The sequence below is a fragment of the Rhodovulum sp. ES.010 genome (assembly GCF_900142935.1).
Classification (GTDB): Bacteria; Pseudomonadota; Alphaproteobacteria; order Rhodobacterales; family Rhodobacteraceae; genus Rhodovulum.
In genome coordinates this window covers 2,421,826-2,441,891 of record NZ_FSRS01000001.1, presented here as the reverse complement: position 1 = coordinate 2,441,891, position 20,066 = coordinate 2,421,826, and the positions used below count along the sequence as shown (strand labels likewise).

At 67.7% G+C, this 20,066-nt stretch carries 25 protein-coding genes and 1 pseudogene; 15 read left to right on the top strand and 11 right to left on the bottom strand.

The genetic code is table 11. The features are described 5' to 3' along the window. The 5 genes from BUR28_RS11990 to BUR28_RS11970 all read right to left on the bottom strand — a co-directional run bounded on the left by BUR28_RS11990 (position 1) and on the right by BUR28_RS11970 (position 5,196). The gene (locus BUR28_RS11990) at positions 1-1,263 is read right to left on the bottom strand and encodes an ABC transporter substrate-binding protein (protein WP_074220337.1); all 1,263 of its coding nucleotides are present in this window, start codon (positions 1,261-1,263) and stop codon (positions 1-3) included. A gap of 12 nt (positions 1,264-1,275) precedes the next feature. Then, on the bottom strand, positions 1,276-2,376 hold the full coding sequence (locus BUR28_RS11985; RefSeq protein WP_074220336.1) for an ABC transporter ATP-binding protein: 1,101 nt from the start codon (positions 2,374-2,376) through the stop codon (positions 1,276-1,278). Further along, entirely contained in the window at positions 2,373-3,197 is an 825-nt protein-coding gene (locus BUR28_RS11980; RefSeq protein ID WP_254813739.1) for a DeoR/GlpR family DNA-binding transcription regulator, read from the bottom strand. Before BUR28_RS11980 ends, BUR28_RS11985 begins: the two co-directional genes overlap by 4 nt. Before the next feature lie 123 nt (positions 3,198-3,320). After that, positions 3,321-4,538 carry a M20 family metallo-hydrolase gene (locus BUR28_RS11975; RefSeq protein WP_074220334.1) on the bottom strand — a complete coding sequence of 406 codons (1,218 nt, stop codon included), beginning with the start codon at positions 4,536-4,538 and terminating at the stop codon, positions 3,321-3,323. Continuing rightward, on the bottom strand, positions 4,528-5,196 hold the full coding sequence (locus tag BUR28_RS11970; RefSeq protein ID WP_074220333.1) for a DUF1028 domain-containing protein: 669 nt from the start codon (positions 5,194-5,196) through the stop codon (positions 4,528-4,530). Before BUR28_RS11970 ends, BUR28_RS11975 begins: the two co-directional genes overlap by 11 nt. 102 nt (positions 5,197-5,298) lie before the next feature. Between BUR28_RS11970 and BUR28_RS11965 the strand changes: the two genes are divergently transcribed. The 6 genes from BUR28_RS11965 (at position 5,299) to BUR28_RS11940 (ending at position 12,017) form a co-directional block, all read left to right on the top strand. Further along, a complete protein-coding gene (locus BUR28_RS11965) occupies positions 5,299-6,879 on the top strand; it encodes an ABC transporter substrate-binding protein (protein ID WP_074220332.1) in 1,581 nt (526 codons plus the stop codon). A 103-nt stretch (positions 6,880-6,982) separates the two neighbouring features. Then, positions 6,983-7,930 (top strand): ABC transporter permease, encoded by a 948-nt coding sequence (locus BUR28_RS11960; RefSeq protein WP_074220331.1) that lies wholly within the window; start codon positions 6,983-6,985, stop codon positions 7,928-7,930. A gap of 7 nt (positions 7,931-7,937) precedes the next feature. Then, the gene (locus BUR28_RS11955; protein WP_074220330.1) at positions 7,938-9,806 is read left to right on the top strand and encodes a dipeptide/oligopeptide/nickel ABC transporter permease/ATP-binding protein; all 1,869 of its coding nucleotides are present in this window, start codon (positions 7,938-7,940) and stop codon (positions 9,804-9,806) included. Further along, positions 9,803-10,762: an ABC transporter ATP-binding protein gene (locus BUR28_RS11950; RefSeq protein WP_139307640.1), complete on the top strand. Its 960-nt coding sequence runs from the start codon at positions 9,803-9,805 to the stop codon at positions 10,760-10,762. Before BUR28_RS11955 ends, BUR28_RS11950 begins: the two co-directional genes overlap by 4 nt. Positions 10,763-10,778: 16 nt before the next feature. After that, a complete protein-coding gene (locus tag BUR28_RS11945) occupies positions 10,779-11,495 on the top strand; it encodes a FadR/GntR family transcriptional regulator (protein ID WP_074221628.1) in 717 nt (238 codons plus the stop codon). A 75-nt stretch (positions 11,496-11,570) separates the two neighbouring features. Continuing rightward, entirely contained in the window at positions 11,571-12,017 is a 447-nt protein-coding gene (locus BUR28_RS11940; protein ID WP_074220328.1) for a YbaN family protein, read from the top strand. On the opposite strand, the gene BUR28_RS11935 is transcribed toward BUR28_RS11940, so the two are convergent. From BUR28_RS11935 to BUR28_RS20120, 3 genes are all read right to left on the bottom strand, one after another. After that, on the bottom strand, positions 11,954-12,601 hold the full coding sequence (locus tag BUR28_RS11935; RefSeq protein ID WP_074220327.1) for a potassium channel family protein: 648 nt from the start codon (positions 12,599-12,601) through the stop codon (positions 11,954-11,956). The two genes, BUR28_RS11940 and BUR28_RS11935, sit on opposite strands and share 64 nt — an antisense overlap. Position 12,602: 1 nt before the next feature. Further along, positions 12,603-14,048: a TrkH family potassium uptake protein gene (locus BUR28_RS11930; RefSeq protein ID WP_074220326.1), complete on the bottom strand. Its 1,446-nt coding sequence runs from the start codon at positions 14,046-14,048 to the stop codon at positions 12,603-12,605. A gap of 332 nt (positions 14,049-14,380) precedes the next feature. After that, positions 14,381-14,518 (bottom strand): hypothetical protein, encoded by a 138-nt coding sequence (locus tag BUR28_RS20120; protein ID WP_175566945.1) that lies wholly within the window; start codon positions 14,516-14,518, stop codon positions 14,381-14,383. Here BUR28_RS20120 and BUR28_RS20815 point away from each other — a divergent pair. Both BUR28_RS20815 and BUR28_RS20115 read left to right on the top strand, forming a co-directional pair. Then, positions 14,463-14,582: pseudogene (locus tag BUR28_RS20815) on the top strand (hypothetical protein); the annotation flags it as partial. The gene BUR28_RS20120 and the pseudogene BUR28_RS20815 sit on opposite strands and share 56 nt — an antisense overlap. 71 nt (positions 14,583-14,653) lie before the next feature. Next, positions 14,654-14,842 carry a hypothetical protein gene (locus BUR28_RS20115; protein ID WP_074220325.1) on the top strand — a complete coding sequence of 63 codons (189 nt, stop codon included), beginning with the start codon at positions 14,654-14,656 and terminating at the stop codon, positions 14,840-14,842. A 24-nt stretch (positions 14,843-14,866) separates the two neighbouring features. Here the strand turns inward: BUR28_RS20115 and BUR28_RS11920 are convergent, their stop codons facing one another. Next, entirely contained in the window at positions 14,867-15,505 is a 639-nt protein-coding gene (locus BUR28_RS11920) for a hypothetical protein (RefSeq protein ID WP_074220324.1), read from the bottom strand. 122 nt (positions 15,506-15,627) lie between these two features. On the opposite strand from BUR28_RS11920, the gene BUR28_RS11915 reads away from it, so the two are divergent. Further along, complete coding sequence (locus BUR28_RS11915; RefSeq protein WP_074220323.1) at positions 15,628-15,891, top strand: hypothetical protein; 264 nt, start codon at positions 15,628-15,630, stop codon at positions 15,889-15,891. Between the two features lie 43 nt (positions 15,892-15,934). Here the strand turns inward: BUR28_RS11915 and BUR28_RS20110 are convergent, their stop codons facing one another. Next, the gene (locus BUR28_RS20110) at positions 15,935-16,099 is read right to left on the bottom strand and encodes a hypothetical protein (RefSeq protein WP_175566944.1); all 165 of its coding nucleotides are present in this window, start codon (positions 16,097-16,099) and stop codon (positions 15,935-15,937) included. A gap of 130 nt (positions 16,100-16,229) precedes the next feature. Here BUR28_RS20110 and BUR28_RS11910 point away from each other — a divergent pair, with 130 nt between their 5' ends. Then, complete coding sequence (locus BUR28_RS11910; RefSeq protein ID WP_254813738.1) at positions 16,230-16,622, top strand: CBS domain-containing protein; 393 nt, start codon at positions 16,230-16,232, stop codon at positions 16,620-16,622. A 14-nt stretch (positions 16,623-16,636) separates the two neighbouring features. Here BUR28_RS11910 and BUR28_RS11905 read toward each other — a convergent pair whose 3' ends face one another. Next, on the bottom strand, positions 16,637-17,503 hold the full coding sequence (locus BUR28_RS11905; RefSeq protein WP_083626620.1) for a Crp/Fnr family transcriptional regulator: 867 nt from the start codon (positions 17,501-17,503) through the stop codon (positions 16,637-16,639). A 260-nt stretch (positions 17,504-17,763) separates the two neighbouring features. On the opposite strand from BUR28_RS11905, the gene BUR28_RS11900 reads away from it, so the two are divergent. The 5 genes from BUR28_RS11900 to BUR28_RS11880 all read left to right on the top strand — a co-directional run bounded on the left by BUR28_RS11900 (position 17,764) and on the right by BUR28_RS11880 (position 19,986). Beyond that, complete coding sequence (locus tag BUR28_RS11900) at positions 17,764-18,198, top strand: hypothetical protein (protein ID WP_074220320.1); 435 nt, start codon at positions 17,764-17,766, stop codon at positions 18,196-18,198. A gap of 34 nt (positions 18,199-18,232) precedes the next feature. Then, positions 18,233-18,520, top strand: a complete 288-nt coding sequence (locus tag BUR28_RS11895; RefSeq protein ID WP_074221627.1) for a sll1863 family stress response protein — start codon at positions 18,233-18,235, stop codon at positions 18,518-18,520. 68 nt (positions 18,521-18,588) lie between these two features. After that, entirely contained in the window at positions 18,589-19,170 is a 582-nt protein-coding gene (locus BUR28_RS11890) for an HdeD family acid-resistance protein (protein WP_074220319.1), read from the top strand. Positions 19,171-19,231: 61 nt separating this feature from the next. Then, a complete protein-coding gene (locus BUR28_RS11885; protein ID WP_175566943.1) occupies positions 19,232-19,588 on the top strand; it encodes a SpoIIAA family protein in 357 nt (118 codons plus the stop codon). A gap of 116 nt (positions 19,589-19,704) precedes the next feature. After that, entirely contained in the window at positions 19,705-19,986 is a 282-nt protein-coding gene (locus tag BUR28_RS11880; protein ID WP_074220317.1) for a hypothetical protein, read from the top strand. Positions 19,987-20,066 lie beyond the last annotated feature (80 nt).

The window sequence follows — 20,066 nt, the reverse complement described above, 5'->3', positions numbered from 1 at the left end:
TTACTGGTAGGCCGACAGCAGGCGTTCGGCGGCGGCCTGCGCCTCGCCCAGTGCCTCTTCCGGCGACTTGGTGCCGGTCAGCGCGGCCTGGATCGCGTTGTTCAGCCCCTCGCGCACGCGAGCGGTCTCGAAGGTCGAGAACTCGGCCACCGCGTGGTCCAGCTGATCGCGCGCGACCAGCGCGGGCGGGAACTCGGCGGTATAGGCCTTCAGTGCCTCGGTTTCATACGCCGCCGGCGAGACGCCCATGTAGCCGGTGGCGATCGACCATTCGGCGGCCTGCTCGGGCGAGGTCATGAACTTGATCAGTTTCAGCGCGGCCTGCTTCTCTTCGTCGGTCGAGTCCTTGAAGAGGTAGAAGTTGCCGCCGCCGGTGGGCGACCCCAGGCGCCCGTTCGCGGGCAGCATGGCGACCCCGAAATCGAACTCCGCGTTGTCCTTGACCGCGGTCAGGTTGCCGGTGGAATGCCACATCATCGCGGTCTGCCCCTCGAGGAAAGCCTGGCGCAGCGTGCCCCATTCGACCGTGCCCTCGGGCATGATGCCATGCTCGGTCGAAAGCGATTTCCAGAACGCCAGCGTGTCCACCACCGCCGGGGCGTCGAAATAGGTGGTGAGCCCGTCATCGGACATCAACTCCTTGCCGTTCTGGATCGCCAGCGCCTGGAACATCCAGTAGGGGTAGCCGGTCGACGGGATCATCAGGCCCCAGCGGTCGTCGGTGGTCAGCGCCCTGCCCATCTCGACCATCTCGTCCCACGTCGTCGGCGCCTTTTCGGGGGCGAGCCCGGCGTCGCGGAACATGTCCTTGTTGTAGTAGGCCACGATGGTCGAACGCTGGAAGGGCACGCCCCATGTCTGGCCCTCGACGGTGCCATTGGCCATCAGCGCGGGGTAGAAGCTGTCCAGCCACGCACGCTCTTCTTCGGTCTCGACCACGTCGTCGAAGGGCACGATCAGGTCTTGCTCGATCAGGTCGTAGACGTCGATCGAGAACATCACGGCCAGCTGTGCCGGATCGCCCGAGTTCAGCGCCGACAGCGCCTTGATGCGGGTGTCGTCGTAATTGCCGGCATAGATCGCGTTGACGGTGATGTCGGGGTTCCGGTCCTCGAACTCGGCGACGATCCCGTCGACCACCTGGGTCAGCGGTCCGCCCACGGCGATGGGGTAATACATGGTCAGTTCGGTCTCGGCCGCGGCCGGATTGACAAGCGCCGTGCTCGCGGCGAGCATGACGGTGGCAGGTGCATAGCGCAGCATGGGTCTTCCTCTTCAATCGTTTGACGGATGGGGTTGAAGTGCCTTGCGGCTATCGCGGGGTCCCGTTTGGCGATGGTTGGTCCCGCAATCCTGCTGCGGGTCCTTTTTGACCCGACCGGTGTCGGCGTCGAAAAGGACCCGGTGTTCCCGCGGCAGCACCAGCCCGATGGCCTCGCCCGGACGCCGGTCGGCATGCCCCTGGACGGAGATCACCAGCCCGCGCGCGGCCGGATGGTCGATCACGATGTGGGTGTGCGCGCCCATGTACTCGACGTCGCGGACCGTGCCTTCCAGATCGGCCCGGCGCGGCTCGGCGATGGTCAGGTGCGCCGGGCGGATGCCGACCCGCGCGCCGGGTGCGCCCAGCGCCGCGCCATCGATCATCGCCATCGGCGGATCGCCGATGAACTCGGCGGCGAAGCTGCTGACAGGGGCGGCATAAAGCGCCTCGGGCGCGCCGATCTGTTCGACCCGGCCTTGGCGCATCAGCACCACCTTGTCCGACAGCGACATCGCCTCGGTCTGGTCGTGGGTCACGTAGACGACCGTCAGACCGAGCCGCCGTTGCAACGTCTTGATGTCGCGGCGCACCGAGTGCCGCAGCTTGGCGTCGAGGTTGGACAGCGGCTCATCCATCAGGCACAGTGGGTGGCCCGACACAACGGCGCGGGCCAGGGCGACGCGCTGCCGCTGACCGCCCGAGAGCGCCGCGGGTTTGCGCCCCTCCAGCCCCGCGAGCCCCAGCATCTCGACGGCGTCGGCGAGCTTGGCCGCGCACTCGTGCCGCGATGCGCGCCGCACCCGCATGCCGAACAGGATGTTCTCGCGGACGTTCAGGTGCGGGAACAGGGCATAGGACTGGAACACCATCGACAGACCCCGGCGCGAGGCTTGCAGGTGGGTTACGTCGCGACCGGCGATATGCACGCGGCCCGCCTCGGGGCGCTCCAACCCCGAAATCAGGCGCAACAGGGTCGATTTCCCGCAGCCGGACGGGCCGAGAACGGACACGAAGCTGCCCCGCGTGACGTCGAGCGAGATGTCGCGCACGCCCCCGTGCCCGGCCCATTGGCGCGTCACCTCCGACAGCGCAACATAAGGCTCCTCGCTCATCTCGGCCGCTCCTGGTCCGCAATGACGAGACGCGCCGCGATGGGGGGAAGCAATGCTGCGAACGGAGGCTGCGGCCGGGAATCGAGCACCACGAGGTCCTGCTCGTCTAGGCGACCGCCCACGGCCGCGGCGCGGCGCCCGAACTTGGTGTGGTCGGCCACCAAAACGGCGCGTCGGCTGTTTCTGCGGATCGCTTCGCGGGCGGCCACCTCGGGCGCGTGGAAATCCAGCAGGCTGCCGTCCTCGTCGATGCCGCCGACGCCGAAAATCCCGAAATCCGCCCTGTAGGCATCGAACAGGCCGATCGCCGCGGCGTTGAGAAAGTCCCGGTCCGGTAGGCGCATTTCGCCACCGGGCAGGATGATCCGGCAGGTGGCGTTCTCCGACAGGGTCATCGCCGCGTTGAGATTGTTCGTGATGACGGTCAGCCCCTCCTTCGCCAGCAGGGCACGGGCAACGATGGCCGGCGTCGTCCCAATCGAGATGAAGACGGTTGCGCCGTCAAAGACCATCTTCGCGACCGTGGTCGCGATTGCCTGCTTCGCCTCCAGGTTCAGGATCGCGCGCGCCGCGTAGGGCATGTTGGCGCTGCCGTCGATGAACTCGGCGCCCCCGTGCAACCGCCGCAGCTTCGCTTCCTCGCAGAGCGCGTTGAGATCGCGTCGGATCGTATGGGCCGACACTCCGAATTGCGCGGCCAGGCGGTCGACCGTGACACGTCCCTGGCTTTGCGCCGTCTCTAGAATCGCTGTCCGTCTGTCCATAAGCGCACCTCGCCTGCTCGTATGAGCAACGCGCGTGACACCCGTGTGAAACCCCACGCGATTTCTCCGAACGGGTGGGTTCGGTCCATGCGCCTTGCCGCCCGCGATGGACGGCGGTGCCTTGCGAATGCGTCTCGTGCCCTTGGGGCCCGTTATACTCGCGGGCCGTCTCGTACCGGTTCAAAGGCTGGCAAGAAAGTGCGCGATCGCGCGAATCGCCATGTCGAGATCGTCCGGGGCGGCATATTCGTCGGGGCTGTGGCTTACACCGCCGCGACAGCGCACGAACAGCATCGCCATCGGGCAGAGATCGGCCATCGCCGAGGCATCGTGCGTCGCGCCCGAGGGCACGTCCATGCCGCGACCGCCGGAGTCCATCACCGATGCGCGCAAGCGGCGGGACAAGTCGGGATCGCAGAGCTGCACCGGTTGCACATAGCTGCGCGCGATATCGATCTGCAGCCCCTCGCGCGCGGCCAACTCGGCGGCGAAGCGATGAAGCGCGCGGCCTGCCGCCGCGCGGTCCGCATCATCGGCCGCGCGAAACTCGGCCGTCATTAGGGCCTCGCGGGGCACCGCGTTCACCACGTTCGGACGGATGCTCAGCGAGCCCACGGTGCCGCGCAGGCCGGGCGTCGCCAAGGCAAGGCGGCGGACCTCCTCCACCAGTGCCGCCGCGCCGACGAGTGCGTCGCGCCGCCCCGCCATCGGCAGCGTGCCGGCATGGCCCGTCTTTCCGGTGACGGTGATCCGGTGCCGCTCGATCCCGCAGATCGCGGTGACGACGCCAAGCGCCTCGCCCGCCGCTTCCAGCACCGGGCCTTGCTCGATATGAGTCTCCAGAAAGCCGAGAGCGGTCTCGCGCGGACGCTTCAGCTCCGGGATGCGGTCGGGGTCGAGGCCGAAATCCTCCATCGCCGCGCGCAGGGTCACGCCGTCGCCATCGGCCGTCTCCAGCACCGCCGAGTCATAGCTACCCGCGAGCGCCCGCGAGCCGATCAGCGCGGTCGGAAAGCGCACGCCCTCCTCGTCGGCGAAGGCCAGCACCTCGACGGCGCAGGGCAGCGAAACCCCGTCACGGCGCAGCTTTTCAAGCGCGAGCAGCGGCAGGACGACCCCCATGATGCCGTCATAGGCCCCACCCTCGCGCACCGAATCCTGGTGCGAGCCAAGGTAGAAGGTGCGGGCGCCGGGCGGCCCCTCATGGCGCCCGACCAGCGTGCCGGCATCGTCGAGCGTGACGCTCAGCCCGGCCTCCGCGATCCAGCCCGACAGCAGGTCGAGTGCGGCACGATGCTCGGGCTTGAAGGGCAGGCGGGTGACACCGGGCCCGGGCTCCGAGACCTCGGCCAGACGCGCGAGGCGCCGCGCGGCCTCCGCCCCCCACTTACCGCGCACCGGTCCGCCCCCGGTCGGTCCAGGTCGGCACCTCGCGCAGCCAGTCGGCATAGCCGCCCGTCGAGGTTTTTTCCCGCAGCACCGCCAGCGCACCGACCGGGTCGTCGGCATCATAATCCACCCGCAGGCTGAGCGGCGGCCGCTCGGGATGCAGTACCAGCAATGCCGCGGAAAACAGCCCGCGGCTGTCGCTGCCCGCCGCCTCGGCCGCGCGGAGCGCGGAAAGCAGGCGGTGGTCGAAGGCGCCCTTGGCGGACAAGACCTCCTCGACCATCGCCTCGACCACCCCCGCCGAGGCCAGCAGGTTGCCCGCGGCCACCCCGTTCTCGAAGACGCGCTCCGCAGTTTCGCCCGTGTTGGCCACGCCGGTGAAGACGGCGCCCTCCCCCGCAAGGTTCATGGCCGACAGTTGCCGCCAGTCCCGCCCCGCATCCGTGCCGGTGACCGCGCCGACCGCGTCGGCGGCCCCCATGCCGTCGCGCATGGCGCTCAGAACATCCTCGCCCCAGAAGGTCGACGGGGCCGCGCCCTGGCTGGCCGACATCCCGGCATCCAGCGCGCCGCGCAACACCCAGCCGCCCACGCAGTAGCTGCCCGTGGCGGCGGCGCCGCCGATCGCCCCGCTCTCGGGGTCGCGCGCAAGAATCGAAAAGGTCATGGATCACGCGTCTTGGTGGAGGTGCCAAATTATCATGATGAATTGATCGGTGTAAATTATCATGATAAATTAATGATGCTGCCAACAGGGAGATTTCACGACATGACGACCCTCGACCTGACGCGCCGGGCGCTGATTCTTGCCGCGATGACAACGCTTTCGCTGGGCGCCTTCGACGGGCCCGCATCCGCGCAGACACCGCCGGGCGTGCTGATCGTCGGCCAGATCGCCGAGCCGAAATCGCTCGACCCCGCGGCGGTGACGGCGGTCAACGATTTCCGGATCCTGGTGAATCTCTACGAGGGGTTGGTGCGCTACGAGCCCGGCACCCTGGAGGTGGCGCCCGCGCTGGCCACGGACTGGGAAATCTCCGAGGACGGCACCGAATACACCTTTACCCTGCGCGAGGGCGTGAGTTTCCACGACGGCACGCCGTTCAACGCGGAGGCGGTGAAGTTCAACTTCGACCGGATGCTGAACGAAGATCACCCCTATCACGATACCGGCCCGTTTCCGCTGGCCTTCTTCTTCTCGTCCATCGAAGAAACCGAGGCGGTGGACGACCTCACCGTGAATTTCACCCTCAGCGAGCCCTATGCGCCCTTCCTGTCGAACCTCGCCTACCCGACCGGGCTGATGGTCTCGCCCGCTGCGGTGGAAAAGGACGGCGCGGATTTCGGGCGCAATCCGGTGGGCACCGGGCCCTTCACCTTCGCCGAATGGCGCTCGAACGAGGCGGTGGTGATCGAGCGCAACCCGGACTACTGGGGCGACCCGGCGGGGACCGATGCGGTCGTGTTCCGGCCGATCACCGACGCCAACACGCGCGTGGCCGAGATGCTGGCGGGCGGGATCGACATGATGGTCGAGGTGCCGCCGACCTCGCTGAGCCAGTTCCAGGGCCAGGACTTCAACGTGGTCGAGCAGGCCGGTCCCCATCTGTGGTTCCTGATCCTCAATGCGAAGGAAGGGCCCTTTGCCGACAAGCGGGTGCGCCAGGCGGCGAATTATGCGATCAACAAGCAGGCGATCGTGAACGACGTGCTGGAAGGCACGGCCGAGGTCGCCGCCGGGCCGACGCCGCCCGCCTTCGCGTGGGCACATAACGAGGCGCTGGAACCCTATCCCTACGATCCCGAAAAGGCCCGCGCGCTGCTGGAAGAGGCCGGCATCGCGGAAGGGGCCGAGCTGACCTTCTACGTTACCGAGGGCGGCTCGGGCATGCTGGACCCGATCCCGATGGGTACCGCCATCCAGGCCGACCTGAACGCCGTGGGCTTCGACGTCAGGATCGAGACCTATGAATGGAACACCTTCCTCGGCGAGGTGAATCCCGGGCTCGAAGGCAAGGCGGACATGGCCGAGATGGCCTGGATGACCAACGATCCCGACACGCTGCCCTATCTGGCGCTCCGGACCGAGGCCTGGCCGAGCGAAGGCGGGTTCAACTCGGGCTACTACTCGAACGAGGAGGTCGACCGCCTTCTGGAAGAGGCGCGCGTGGCGACCGATCAGCAAGAGCGCGCGCGGCTTTACAAGGAGATGCAGGAGATCGTCCACGAGGATGCGCCCTGGGTCTTCGTCGCGAACTGGAAGCAGAACGCGGTGACCTCGGACCGGGTCGACAACTTCTCGCTCGAACCCTCCTTCCTGCTGCAGCTTGAGAACGTCGTGAAGAACTGACGGCCTGGCGGGGTCCGGCCGAGGGCCGGACCCCGCCCCCAAGGCTTCTGCGATAGCCTTGGCAAGACTCCCGGGGACTCTTGCCCGCATCTGGAGGTCCGCGATGGGCGTCTATATCCTGCAACGACTGGTCTCGGCGATCCCGGTGCTCCTGGGGATCACGATCATCGTCTTCCTGATCATGGCGATGATCCCGGGCGATCCGGCGACCGCGATCCTCGGGAGCTATGCCACGCCCGAGAACGTGGAAAAGCTGAACCGCGACCTCGGCTTGGACAAGCCCCTGGTGCAGCGGTACTTCATCTGGCTCGGCAACATGCTGCAGGGCGATTTCGGGCGCAGCTTCAGCCTGAACCGCCCGGTGCTCGACGAGGTGCTGGAACGGTTCAACGCCACGCTGATCCTGGCCGGCACGAGCTTCGTGATCTGCTCGGTTCTGGGCATTCTGGCCGGCGTGGTCTCGGCCGCACGGCAATACGGGATCGCGGACAAGGCGATCACCTTCACCGTGCTGATCGGCATCTCGATCCCGTCCTTCTTCCTCGGCATGATGATGATCCTCCTCTTCGCGGTGAACCTGCAATGGCTGCCGGTCTCGGGGATGTACGCGATCTATGGCGGCGGCGATCTGCCCGACCTGCTGAAACACCTGGTCATGCCGGCCACCGCGCTGGCGGTCGTGGCGACCGGTGTGATCGCGCGGCTGTCGCGCTCGGCCATGCTGGAGGTGCTGCGGCAGGACTATATCCGCACCGCGCGCGCCAAGGGGGTGCCGGAACGGCGCGTGATCATGGGCCATGCGCTGCGGGCCGCGATGGTGTCGATCATCCCGGTGCTCGGCATCCAGGCAGGCTTCGTGCTGTCGGGCGCGGTCTATATCGAGATGGTGTTCCAGTGGCCCGGGGTGGGCCGGATGCTGGTCGACGCGATCCTGAAGCGCGACATCCTGCTGGTGCAGGGCGGCGTGGTCTTCGTCGCCGCCTGCTATGTGCTGTTCAACATCGCCGTCGACGTGGCGCAAAGCCTGCTCGACCCGCGGATCAAGACCTGAGGCAGGCATGGCGCAGTTCCTGAAACTCCTGTTCCGCAACCGCCTGGCCGCGCTGGGCGCGGTGGTGCTGGGTGCGATCCTGATCCTCGTGTTGGTGACACCGCTTCTGCCGCTGCCCGACCCGAACGCGACCGCGACCGCAGACCGCTTCGCGCGGCCGTTCACCGAGGGGCATGTCCTCGGCACCGATCACCTGGGCCGCGACTTGCTTTCGCGGCTTCTACATGGGACGCGGCTGTCGCTGGCCGTGGGCATCGCCGCGGCGCTGATCGCGGCGACGATCGGGTCGACCATCGGCATTGTCGCGGGCTATTTCGGCGGGCGGATCGACAACGTCATCATGCGCGGCATCGACATGCTGATGGCGTTTCCCTACATCTTGCTGGCGCTGGCCATCGTCGCGGCCCTCGGCCCTGGGCTGATGAACGCGCTGATCGCGGTGGCGGCGGTCAACATCCCCTTCTTCGCCCGGAACATCCGCGGAATCACCGTGGGGCTGGCGGGGCGCGAGTTCATCGACGCGGCGAAGCTCTCGGGCCTCGGCCATACCCGCATCCTGGTCGGCGAGCTTTTGCCGAACGTGCTTTCGACCATCGTCATCGCGATGTCGACCACGGTGGGCTGGATGATCCTGGAAACCGCGGGGCTTTCCTTCCTCGGGCTCGGCTCGCAGCCGCCGGTGGCCGATCTGGGTTCGATGCTGGGCGAGGCGCGGGCGGCGCTGATCACGGCGCCCCATACCTCGATCGTGCCGGGCGTGATGATCTTCCTGATCGTGATGAGCATCAACCTGCTGGGCGACGGGGTGCGGGACGCGCTGGACCCGCGGCTGAAATCGGGCGCGCTGTCGCGGCCGCGGGCGGTGACGCTGGTCGACCGCAAGGGGCCGGTGCCGGCGGCCGAGCAGCGCGGCCTTCTGGACCTCGACGCGCTGGAAACCCAGTTCCATGTCGGCACGCGGGTCTATCGCGCGGTGGGCGGGGTGTCGCTGCACGTAAAGCCCGGCGAATGCGTCGGCGTGATCGGCGAATCCGGGTCGGGCAAGTCGGTCACCGCGCTGTCGGTCATGGGGCTCGTGCCCTCGCCGCCGGGGGTGATCACCGGCGGCGCGGTGCGCTACGCGGGCGAGGACCTGCTGGGCGCGCGCTACGAACGGCTGCGCCGCCGCCGGGGCGAGAACGTGGCCTATATCTTCCAGGACCCGCTGGCGACGCTGCACCCGCTCTACAAGGTGGGCGACCAGTTGGTCGAGGCGATCCGCGTGCATCACGACACGTCCGACCGGGCGGCCCGCGCCAAGGCGCTGGACCTGTTGACGGCGGTGCGCATCCCCAATGCGGAAAGCCGGCTCGGCAATTACCCGCACGAGATGTCGGGCGGAATGCGCCAGCGGGTGGGCATCGCGATGGCGATGGCCAACGACCCCGACGTGATCATCGCCGACGAGCCGACCACGGCGCTCGACGTCACGGTGCAGGCGCAAATCCTCGCGCTGCTCGATGACCTGCGGCGCGAGCGGGGGCTGGCGATCATCTTCATCACCCACGATTTCGGCGTGGTGGCACAGCTTTGCGACCGGGTGGCGGTGATGTATGCCGGCCGCATCGTCGAGGAGGGTCCGACGAGGCAGGTGCTCGACGCCCCCGCGCATCCCTACACCAAGCGCCTGATCGCCTGCGTGCCGGAACTCGGCACCGGCAAGCGCAAGCTCGCCTCGATCCCGGGCCTGCCGCCGGTGGTCGACAATCTGCCCGAGGGCTGCGCCTTCGCACCCCGCTGCGACAAGGCGCAGGAGGATTGCCGCCAGGGCGCCATCCCGCTGGAGGGCACCGCGCCGCGCGCCGTGCGCTGCCTGCACCCCGAGGAGGCCGTCTGATGCCCGCGCTCAAGGTCACCGAGCTGTCCAAGACCTTCGACCTCGGCAAGCCGCTCTTCGGCAAGGCGCGGCCCGGCGTGCGCGCGGTGCGGCCGATGTCGTTCTCGGTCGAGACGGGCGAGACGCTGGGGGTCGTCGGCGAATCCGGCTGCGGCAAGTCCACGCTCGCGCGGATGCTGGTGGGCCTGCTGGAGCCCACCACCGGCCATATCGAGATCGCCGGCAAGGCGCTCGACAATGCCGATCCGGCGGCCTTCGGGCGGCTGATCCAATATGTCTTCCAGGACCCGATCTCGTCGCTCAACCCGCGCAAGACCGTCCGGCAGATCATGGAAACGCCGCTGAAGCGGCTTTACGGGATGAACCGCGCGGACCGGGATACTCGCATCGCCGACATTTTCGACAGCGTCAACCTGCGCGAGGAGTTCCTGAGCCGATACCCGCACGAGTTCTCGGGCGGGCAGGCGCAGCGCATCGGCATCGCGCGCGCTCTGGCCGCCGCGCCAGAGATCATCGTCCTCGACGAACCGGTCTCGGCGCTGGACGTGTCGGTTCAGGCGCAGGTGCTGAATCTGCTGGCCGATCTGCGGCGCGAGTTCGCGCTGACCTATCTCTTCATCAGTCACGATCTGGCGGTGGTTGAGGCGGTCAGCGACCGGGTCGTGGTGCTCTACTTCGGCGCGGTGGTCGAGATCGGCCGGGCCGAGCGCATCTTCAACGCGCCGAAACATCCCTATACAAGGCTTCTTGCGGAAAGCGCGCCCGTCGTCGGCCGACCGCTGACCGCACCGGAACAGAAGGACAGCGAACTCCCGGACCCGCTGAACCCGCCCACCGGCTGCGCGTTTGCCGGGCGCTGTCCGCGGGCCACGGAGATCTGCCGCAAAGAGGACCCGCCGCTGACCGAAAAGGGGACCGACCAGCTTGCCGCCTGCCACCACCCGATCAACTTCTGAACGGCCCAGCCGCCCGATCCGCGTGGCCGAAGCGATCAAGGATTGGGTCGTCGCGCAGAAGCTGCGCCCGGGCGACCGATTGCCGGGCGAGGCCGACCTCATGGACCGCTTCGGTATGTCCAAGGGCACGATCCGCGAAGCGATGCGGATACTGGAAGCGCAGGGGCTGATCCGGACGCGCACCGGGCCGGGCGGCGGCAGTTTCGTTCACGAGGTCAGCCGCCAGCGCGCCAAGGCGCTCTTGGGCAACTACTTCTACTTCAAGAACCTGACCCTCGGCGACATCTACCAGCTGCGCCTTGCGCTGGAACCCCAGCTCGCCGCCGCACTGGCGGGTACGCTGTCCGAAGAGGTTCTCACGCGGCTCGAGGCCAATATCGCCGCCTATGACGCGCCCTCCGCCTCGCTCGACGAAGAGCGCGAGCAGCACGTCAATTCCCTGAAGTTCCACGCGATACTGGCCGAGCAAGCGGAGAACCAGCTTCTGGGCTTCATCATCGATTTCATGGTGAGCCTGCTGTCCGACCTGACCGTCTACCGCCGGCTCTACATGCCCCGCAATACCGAACTCTGGGCCAAGGGGCGCGACTACCAGGTGCGTCTGGTGATGGCGCTTCGCGCGGGCGATGCCGGGGCCGCCCGCGCGATAATGGAGGCGCATATGCGCACCGCCTGGGCGCTCATGCGGAGCCAGGAGGCAGAGATCGAGAGACGCTTCATCTCGGGTGACTGAGGCGCCCGCGACGCCTTTGCCGCCGGATGCCGCCGCCGCATGGCGCTTGCCGTTGCGGCACTGTAGGGTCGAGCCATGATCTTCGTTCGCGCCGCATGGTTGATCACGGGGGCCGTCGCGCTCGGGCTCGGCGTTCTGGGCATCTTCCTGCCGCTGCTGCCCACGACGGGGTTCCTGCTGCTGGCCGCCTTCTGCTTCGCGCGGTCGTCGCCGGTTCTCTACCACTGGCTGCTCCGGCACCCCCATCTCGGGACCCCGATCCTGCATTGGCGCGAGCATCGCGCGATCTCTACCCGGGCCAAGCGGCTGGCCCTTCTGTCGATGGCGGCGACGATTCTCATCAGCCTCGCGCTCGGTGTCGGGGTGCCGATCCTTGCGCTTCAGGTCGTGATCCTGTCGGCCGTCGCCGTGTTCATCTGGACCCGCCCGGTGCCGCCCTCCGGATCGTCGGCCCCGCCTCAGGCGGCAAACGCGTCCGACAAGGCATCGAGCATGTCGCGGTCGACCACGAACAGCAGGTAATCGCCCTCGCGGAGTTCGCTTTCTTCCGTGGCGAACATCTCGTCCTCGTCTCGGATCAGGGCGACAACGCGCGCCTCCTCGGGGGTCTCGATATCGCCGAACCTTGCGCCGGCCATCCGCTCGGGCACGTAGACCCGTTTCAGCGCCAGCTGGTTGCGCAAGGCCGTTTCCTCGTCGATCGCCGTCTGGTCGACGAGCCCCGCACAGATATTCTCGGCGACTGTGGCATGCGGGTTGATCAGGTCGTTGAGGTCGAGTTCGTGGCAGACGTCGATCAGTTCGCTCGCGGTGATCTGCGGGATGACGCGCCCGAACCCGACCGAGCGGGCCACGACGGACGCAAGTATATTGTCGTCCGAGGCGTTGGTCACTGCGATGAACACGTCGTTCTCGTCGCGGAACGCCTCGCGCAGGACTGTGGGCATCGTGCCGTCGCCCTCGATCATGCCGCAATCGAGCCGTTCGGCGAGCTTTTCCAGCCGGGTCCGGTCCTTGTCGATCAGCACGACCTCGTGGTCGGCGCCGATCAGGTATTCGGCGATGGTTTCGCCGAAACGCGAGGCGCCCAGGATTACAACGCGCATGTCAGCGTCCTTTCTGCCAGGTGCGGGGCAGGAACAGCACGAGCACCGCGATGAACTCCAGGCGCCCCAGCCACATCGCGAAGATCAACGACAGTTTCAGGTCCCACGGCAGGTCTGGGCCCACGAGTCCGGCGGATAGCCCCACCGTCGAGAGCGCCGAGAGCGTCTCGAACAGGGCGGGGGCCAGCGGATAGCCGCGCCAGGTGAAATGCCCGCAGACCAGCAGGGCCGCCCCGGCATAGATGAAGGCGAGGGCCAGCACACCGATGATGGTGCGATCCGCCACCTTCTCGCCGTCCTGGCGCAGCGGCGTGACCGAGCGTTCGGGCATCGAGGGCGCGCGCAGCGCGTAGCGGAACGCCTGCAGCATCAGAACCGCGCGCGACAGCTTCAGCCCCCCGCCGGTGGACCCGGTATCGGCGCCCAGGATCATGGCAACGAAGAACAGCGTCATCGCGAAGCCGGGCAACGGCATGCCGCCTGTCGAATACCCCGCTGTCGTCAGCGCCGAGACAAGGTCGAGCAGGCGGCGATAGCCCTCTGCCGCGGTCACGTCGCCCGAGGCGGCAAGCGCTACCGCATAGATCGCGCACAGGATCGCAAGCGCCGACAGAACCCGTCGCAGAGACCCCAGGTGCCAGGCGTCGCCGAACCGGCCCTTCAGCGCCAGCGCATAGGTCAGGAGCGAAACCGAGCCGAGCAGGCAGGTCAGCATCACGACGCCCTGCGCAAGCCCCGAATACGAGGCCAGGCTGTCGGCGCGCGGGGCGAACCCCCCGGTCGAGATCGCCGCGAGCGTCAGAACCACCGCCTCCCGCCCGTCCGGGATGGCGGCAAGCGTGGCCGCGCCCATCAGCACCGTCAGCCCCAGATAGACCGAGAGAAGCTGCCGCGCCTTGCGCCTTGTAGAGGCGATGCGGTCGGCCTCGTCCATGCCGGCCTCGCCCAGGCGGCGCGTCGGAACCCCGGCCGGCAGGATCAGCGCCAGCACAGCCGTCGCGATCACGAGACCGCCCACCCATTGCAGCCAGGCGCGCAGGGCATGGGCGGCGAAGGGCCAGGCATCGGGGGCGCTGGCGACCGAGAGGCCGGTCGTCGTCAGCCCGCTCATCGCCTCGAACAGCGCGTCGGGCAGCGGCATGCCGAGGGCATGGAACGCGGGCACGGCCCCGACCGCGCCGATCAGGAACACGAGCGCGACGGCAACCATCGCCTCCAGCGCGCCCAGATCGTCGGGCAGGGGCATGCGCCAGACCGCGGCGAAGACCGCGATCGCAACCGCGGATGGCCAGAGCAGATGCACCGCTAGCGCCCAGGTGCCATCGGCGGCTGCCCAGATCGCCGGGGGAAGGTAGAGCATCGCGAAGGCCGGTGCATGCTTGGCGAGTGTCAGTAGGACAACGCCGCCCCGCGCGCGGGCACGCAATGTATCGGCTCCCTCTCGCATCGCAGGTCCCCTCGTGACCGACAGGCTCCAACGCCCTCCGCGGGCCGCAAGACCCCCGGCCGACCGTAGACCGGGAGTATACGCACAGCGTTTCACCTGCGCGGCCCGGAGTCCATCGGTGCCCGTGCCCGAAGGGCCAGCGGCGCGTCACCGCCGGTTGCCGTCCGGGCCCGGCTCCTTGCGAAAGGCGCTCCCCGCATGGCCCGCACTCGGCGCGCGCCGTGTGACCGGTCTGTCCGCCACGGGTGCCGGACCGCGCGCCTTGGTTGGAACGATGGGCCGCTGGCCCTGTGCCATAGTCAAGGGAGACAGGAATTGAATCTCGAAACACTCTATGCCTGGTTCGAGCGGATCATCTCGGCGGCGCTGCTGCCGGGGATGGCCATCGTGATCGTGCTCGCCACGTTCAGCTTCCTGCGCGCGACCTTCGAGGCGACGCTCGATGTCGCAAGCCCGCTCGACTGCCCCACCTTTCAGCTTCTGTTCGACCGGGTGCTGGCCGCGATCATCGCGGTCGACCTGGCGCATTCGGTGCAGCAGATGGCGGCCGGACAGCGCGGAATCGTGCAGGTCAGGACGGTCATCGTGATCGGGTCCTTGCCGTCGTGCGCAAGCTCATCCTGCTCGAGATCGAGGCCACCTCGGGCGTATTCCTGCCGGGCATCGCCGCCGCGATCCTCTCGCTCGGCGCGGTTCTGGCGCTTTCGACCTGGGTGCAGGTCGCGCGGCACGACGATGACGGCGCGATGCCGTCTCCCGGCGGCGCGGCGCGCGGCAAGTCGGACAGGGACTGAGCTGACGCGCAACGGCACCGTCCGCTAGTCCGATCCGTCGGCCAGTTCGGCCCGGACCAGCGCCGCAAGCACAGCGGCATAGCGTTCGCGCCCGACCAGTTCGGCAAGCGCATCGGCGTCGTCGGGCAGGCCCTGCCGCCGCGCCGCCTTGCGCGCCATGGCGTCCATGAACGGGTAGTGTTCGGTCCAGATCGTCTGCACCTCGCGGAAGAAGATGTCGGCGCCGACATCGCCGATGCCCTTGAACGCCTTGAGCCGCGCACGCTGCGCCGCGCAATCCCGGCCCGCGGCCGCACGCAGGTTGCGCAGATCGCCGTCATACTCCGCGATCAGAAGGTCCGCCGTCTCGCCCAGCATCCGCGCGGTGCTTTCGTCATAGCGGGCATAGCCCGCGCGGTTGAGAACGCGCACGCGATCCTTCCACGCGCTGGCGGCCATCTTGTCCGCCGTGGTCCACCCGGCCGCGGCCAGCGCCCTCGCGGCATCGAGCGCGGTGCGATGCAAAATCCTGGCGCTCATCAGCAAGGCGGCGCAGAGCCAGCGAAAGAGCGGCGCGGGCGTCGCCTGCGTGAGGTCGATGCCCAACTCGCGCGAAAATAACGTGCCATGACGGTCGGGCAGTTGCGCGGCGGTCCGTGCGGGGGCTGCGGTCGAGGATACCATGTGCACATGGCTGGCAGCAGCCGCCCCGCGGGTCCTTAACGCGCGTTAATGCCGCAACCGGCGCCTTTGCGGAGGCTCCCGCAAGCGACCCCCACCTTCCGGGGGCCGGAAAGGAGGCTTTCTTGGATCGCCTGAGCATCGTGCTCACCTTCATGACGGGCTCCGTCCTCGTGGGCAGTTTCGTGATCGTCGTGCTCGCCCTGGGCTTTTACGCGTGGCAGCCCATCGCGCTTGCCGTTGCCTTGGGGCTCGTCCTGACATGGCCGGCGGCCTACGCGATCTCACGCTGGATCAAGAGTGAAGACCCGCACTGGAAGATGCAGAGCGGCAAGCCCGCGGCCGGCAAGACTGGAGGGGAGTCCGGGCCCGACTACCCGGAAACCTGAGAGCGGCGCGGTTGGGCGAAAGCGCCCCGGCCCGTGCCAGGGATCAGCCCACTCCGGGGCAGCTCCAAAGCTTGCGGAGCGCGGCGACCGTCTTCTCCGGGAGTGCGCAAAAGCGCCCAATGTCGGTATTGCTGCGGCTGTAGTCGATCATCGCCGCCAGCGCATCGCGCGGCCACGGGCCGAGATGGCCGATGACCTCTTGCAGCATTTGGTCCGAGAGGTCGGGCGCGAGAGGCCCCGTGCCTTGACCGATGTTAACGAAAAATGCCGTGCAGGATGTTACGCCACGACACTCCAATGAAGACAATGGAAAGAGACCGATGGAAGTCCGAAATGTCATGTCTTCACCGGCGGTCGTGGCAAACCCGTCGATGCCGATTCGCGAGGCGGCCTTGCTGATGCGCGCGCATGGGGTGGGGGCGCTTGCGGTGCTGGCCGGAGACGATCTTGTCGGTGTGGTCACCGACCGCGATATCGTGACACGTGCGATGCCGGACGGCGCTGTCGACAGGCCGGTGGGCGAGGTCATGTCACCCGATCCGGTGACCTGTCGGGCCGACCAGCCAGTGGTCGTGGCGTCGGAAGTGATGGGAGAAATGCAGATCCGTCGCCTGCCGGTGGTCAATGGCGATCGGCGGATCGTGGGCATGATCTCGCTCGGCGATATTGCCGAGAACGTGTCCGAGGAACTCGCCGGCCAGGCGCTGGGCGAGATCACCGAGATGCGTTAGCCCCGGTCCCTGCGTCAGGCCGCCGGGATGATCTGGCTCCGCAAACTGTCGGGATCGACTTCGGCGATCTCCGCGAGCGCGTCCATGTCGCGAATCAGGATGTGCATGTGTTCTTCGACCGAGATGATCTCCTTACGCGACATGCGCCGCAGGGTGCGGCAGATATGGACCGCCGACAGACCGGTGAAATCGCCCAGTTGCTGCTGCGTGAGCGGCACGTGGAACCCGTCTTCTTCGGCCGCGCCGATCGCGTCGAGCCGCATGCAAAGCTCGATGAGCGCGTAGGCGATCCGGCTTGCCGCGCTGCCCTTGCCCAAACGGAGCATGCGTTCGGCCATGCGCGCCATGGACGCCTTCATGTTGGTATCGTGAAGCCTGCGTATCTGCGGCTGCTCGTCGAGCAACCGTTCCCAGACGTCGAGCGGCACGGCCGAGAAGGCCACGTCGGCCAGCACCTCTATATGCACGGCGCTGGCGCTTGCGTCCGCCGACCCCGGGTTGAGAACGTCGCCGGCCAGCATCAGGTCGAGAATCTGCCGATGCCCGTCCTCCATCGATTTGGACACGGCGAACCACCCCGAGAGGAGGAAGAAGACCGAGCGAACCCCGTCGCCTTCCAGTTTCAGCGTCTCGGCGGCAGGCCGCTCCCGAATGTGGCGGCCGAGCGTGTCCGACAGCGCCGCAGAGGACGCGGCTTCAAGGCGCTGCCACGTCGGCGGCAAGATATCCCGCGCCAAGGTTTCGTCTTTCGAATGTTCCGGTGCCAGTACCATATCTTCCCGCTGTGACGGTGAACCCAGAGAATCGCGTGGCCAAGGCGCCCAATCGGCCACGAGCCTTGAAATACAACCCCACCCCCTGCTGTTCTCATGGTTGTCCATTTCGGCCCCCTTTTCAATGCGGAAGCGCGCCGGGCGGCCGGGCGCGGCGGTTGGCGTTGCTGGGCACGCGTGTCCCGCCGGGGTGTGGCGCTGTTCAACCCATTGGAAAAAGGGAGCTTCTCATCTTTCGCTTGCGGGCGTCGACCAATGGGGTGCTCGGCGTCGGATTGCCGAGCGACAGTTTACGCAGGTTAATGCGGTCTGCGTCGGCTCCGCATCTACTGGGCGGAATTTGGACGTAAAGCGCAGGAGCGACCGCCATGGCGAAGGAAACGGACGTTACCCTCGGCGACATGGTGCGCCAGGCGCAGGGTGTGTTTGCTCTTGGGCCCGTTGCTGCGCCGCAGCTGGAGCATTTCTGGAGAGCCCAGGAGGACATCCTCGAGGAGGTCGAGGGGGCCGCGAAAAAGTGGTTTCGGCGCCGTCACGAGGCCGCGCAGTCGGCGCTTGAAGTCATGCACGAGATGCAAGGTGCGGGGGTGGCGCCTCAAGCCGCCCTGCAGGCGATGGCGGACTGGCAGAGTCAGTCGATGCAACGCGTTGCCGACGATCTCGGCGACTGGGTGGATTTGTGGTCGCGCTGCGTCGGTCGGCTCGCAAGCGCGGAGGTGGAGGCTGCGAATGAAGGCGTGGCGGAAGCGGTGTCGCGGACCAGGGTCGCCCGCCGCTCCACGAAGGGCGCCACCCCGGTCTGAGCGAGATTTACAGGACCATATGAAGGAGGTTCAGATGGACGAGAAGGACGCATACCGCCAGAAGATCCAGGCAAGGCTGGACCAGTGGCGCGCCGAGATCGACAAGCTCCAGGCGAAGGCCGTGGAGGCCGGCGCCGATGCCAGGGTCGAATATGACAAGCAGATCGAGAAGCTGCGCGCCCGGCAGGCCGAGGCGCAGGACAGGCTGGACGAGTTGGACAGCTCGCGGGGCGAGGCGTGGAAGGACCTGAAGAGCGGCATCGAGAAGGCCTGGAACGAACTGGAATCGGCGGTGAAATCCGCCGCGAATCGCTTTTCGTAACCCGTTGCGGGTGGCGCGGGCGCGGTCCGCGCCATCGCGTGCAGTTCTGGCAGGAAAGAGGCGACACGATGAGCATCTCCGAGACCGTCCCGAACGCCCCCGAGGACCGGCAGAACGTCGCGACCTGGCTTCTGGTCTGCGGCGGGGCCACGATCGTCGTCGGTGCGCTCGCCATCCTGTTTCCGTTCGCGGCCACGCTGGCAACCAACCTCGTGCTGGGCGCGGCCCTGGCCGTCTCGGGCCTGTTTCATCTGGCCCGGGCCATTTTCGCCAAGGGCGTCGAATCGAAGCTCTGGACGCTGGTCTTCGGCCTGCTGTCGGTCGTGGCCGGCGCGGTCCTGCTGCTGTATCCGGTCGAGGCCGTGGTGGCGCTGACGATGATCCTTGCGGCCTTCTTCATCGCCGGCGGCATCGCGAAACTGGTCGCCAGCTGGTATCTCAGCCCGCCCTATCGCCGCCGGGCCGACCTGCCGCGCCTCCGGGGCTGGGGGTGGTTCGCGTTCTCCGCTTTGCTGTCCACCGCTCTCGGGGTGCTGTTGCTGATCGGTCTGCCGGGGACCGCGCTTTGGGCGATCGGCCTTCTGGTGGGCATTGATCTTCTGTTCCTCGGAATCTCGGAGATCGCGTTGGCACGGGCCATGCGCCAGTAGGGCGAGGCGTGAGGCGCACATCCTTATCACCATCGAGCATGGATAGGGCACGGACCGGATCGTGCTTCGGGTCTTCGGGGGCCTGACGGTCCGGGACTACGAGGATGCGGTGCCGGAACTGGAACATGCCATCGACCTGGCGACCGGAGCTTTGCGCCTGCTGATCCGGCTGGAGGATTTCCGTGGCTGGGACATAAGCGCGCTCTGGCGGGACCTGAAATTCGATCTGAAGCACCGCGGCGATTTCGGCCGCATCGCGGTGGTTGGAGAGACGTCCCTCGAGGAATGGGGCACTGCCCTGTCGGCGCCCTTCGCGAAGGCCGAGATGCGCTTCTTCCCCGTCGCGGAGGAAGCGCTCGCGCGGACGTGGCTGGACGAGGGGCGGTCCGCGACCGAAACCGAAGGAGCCGCGGGCTGAATGCCGCGCATGCGCGCTACGCGCCCGCGCCTGGCGCGACTTAACCCCCGTTAAGGCATGCGGCATGCCCCGCGTGCAGTGATGGGCGAGACGAACGCGGATTGGAGGAGTGCAACATGGCCGGCAAACTCGACCCGGATGCCGAACTTCGCCGTGCCATGGCGGCCGCAGCGTGCAGGACGAGGGTGACGGTCCTGTTGGCCGATGCCCAGTTGGCGGCGCTGCTGCACGCCGCGCCGGGTGTCCCGCATACGGCCCGGCACGGGCTTTCCCTCCCCGGCGAAGACCTCCCGTCGAGCCGCCAACCGGGGCGGATGCGCCATGCGATCCGCGCGCTCTTCCACCGCTCCCGCGTGACGCTGCCACCCCCTGCGGGCGGGCGCCCGGGGGCCAGTTGATGCGTGAAACCGGCAGACTTGGGCGGTTGCGGATACAGGCACCGGCAGAACGCGGGGTTCGGAAGCCGCCAACGCCGAAG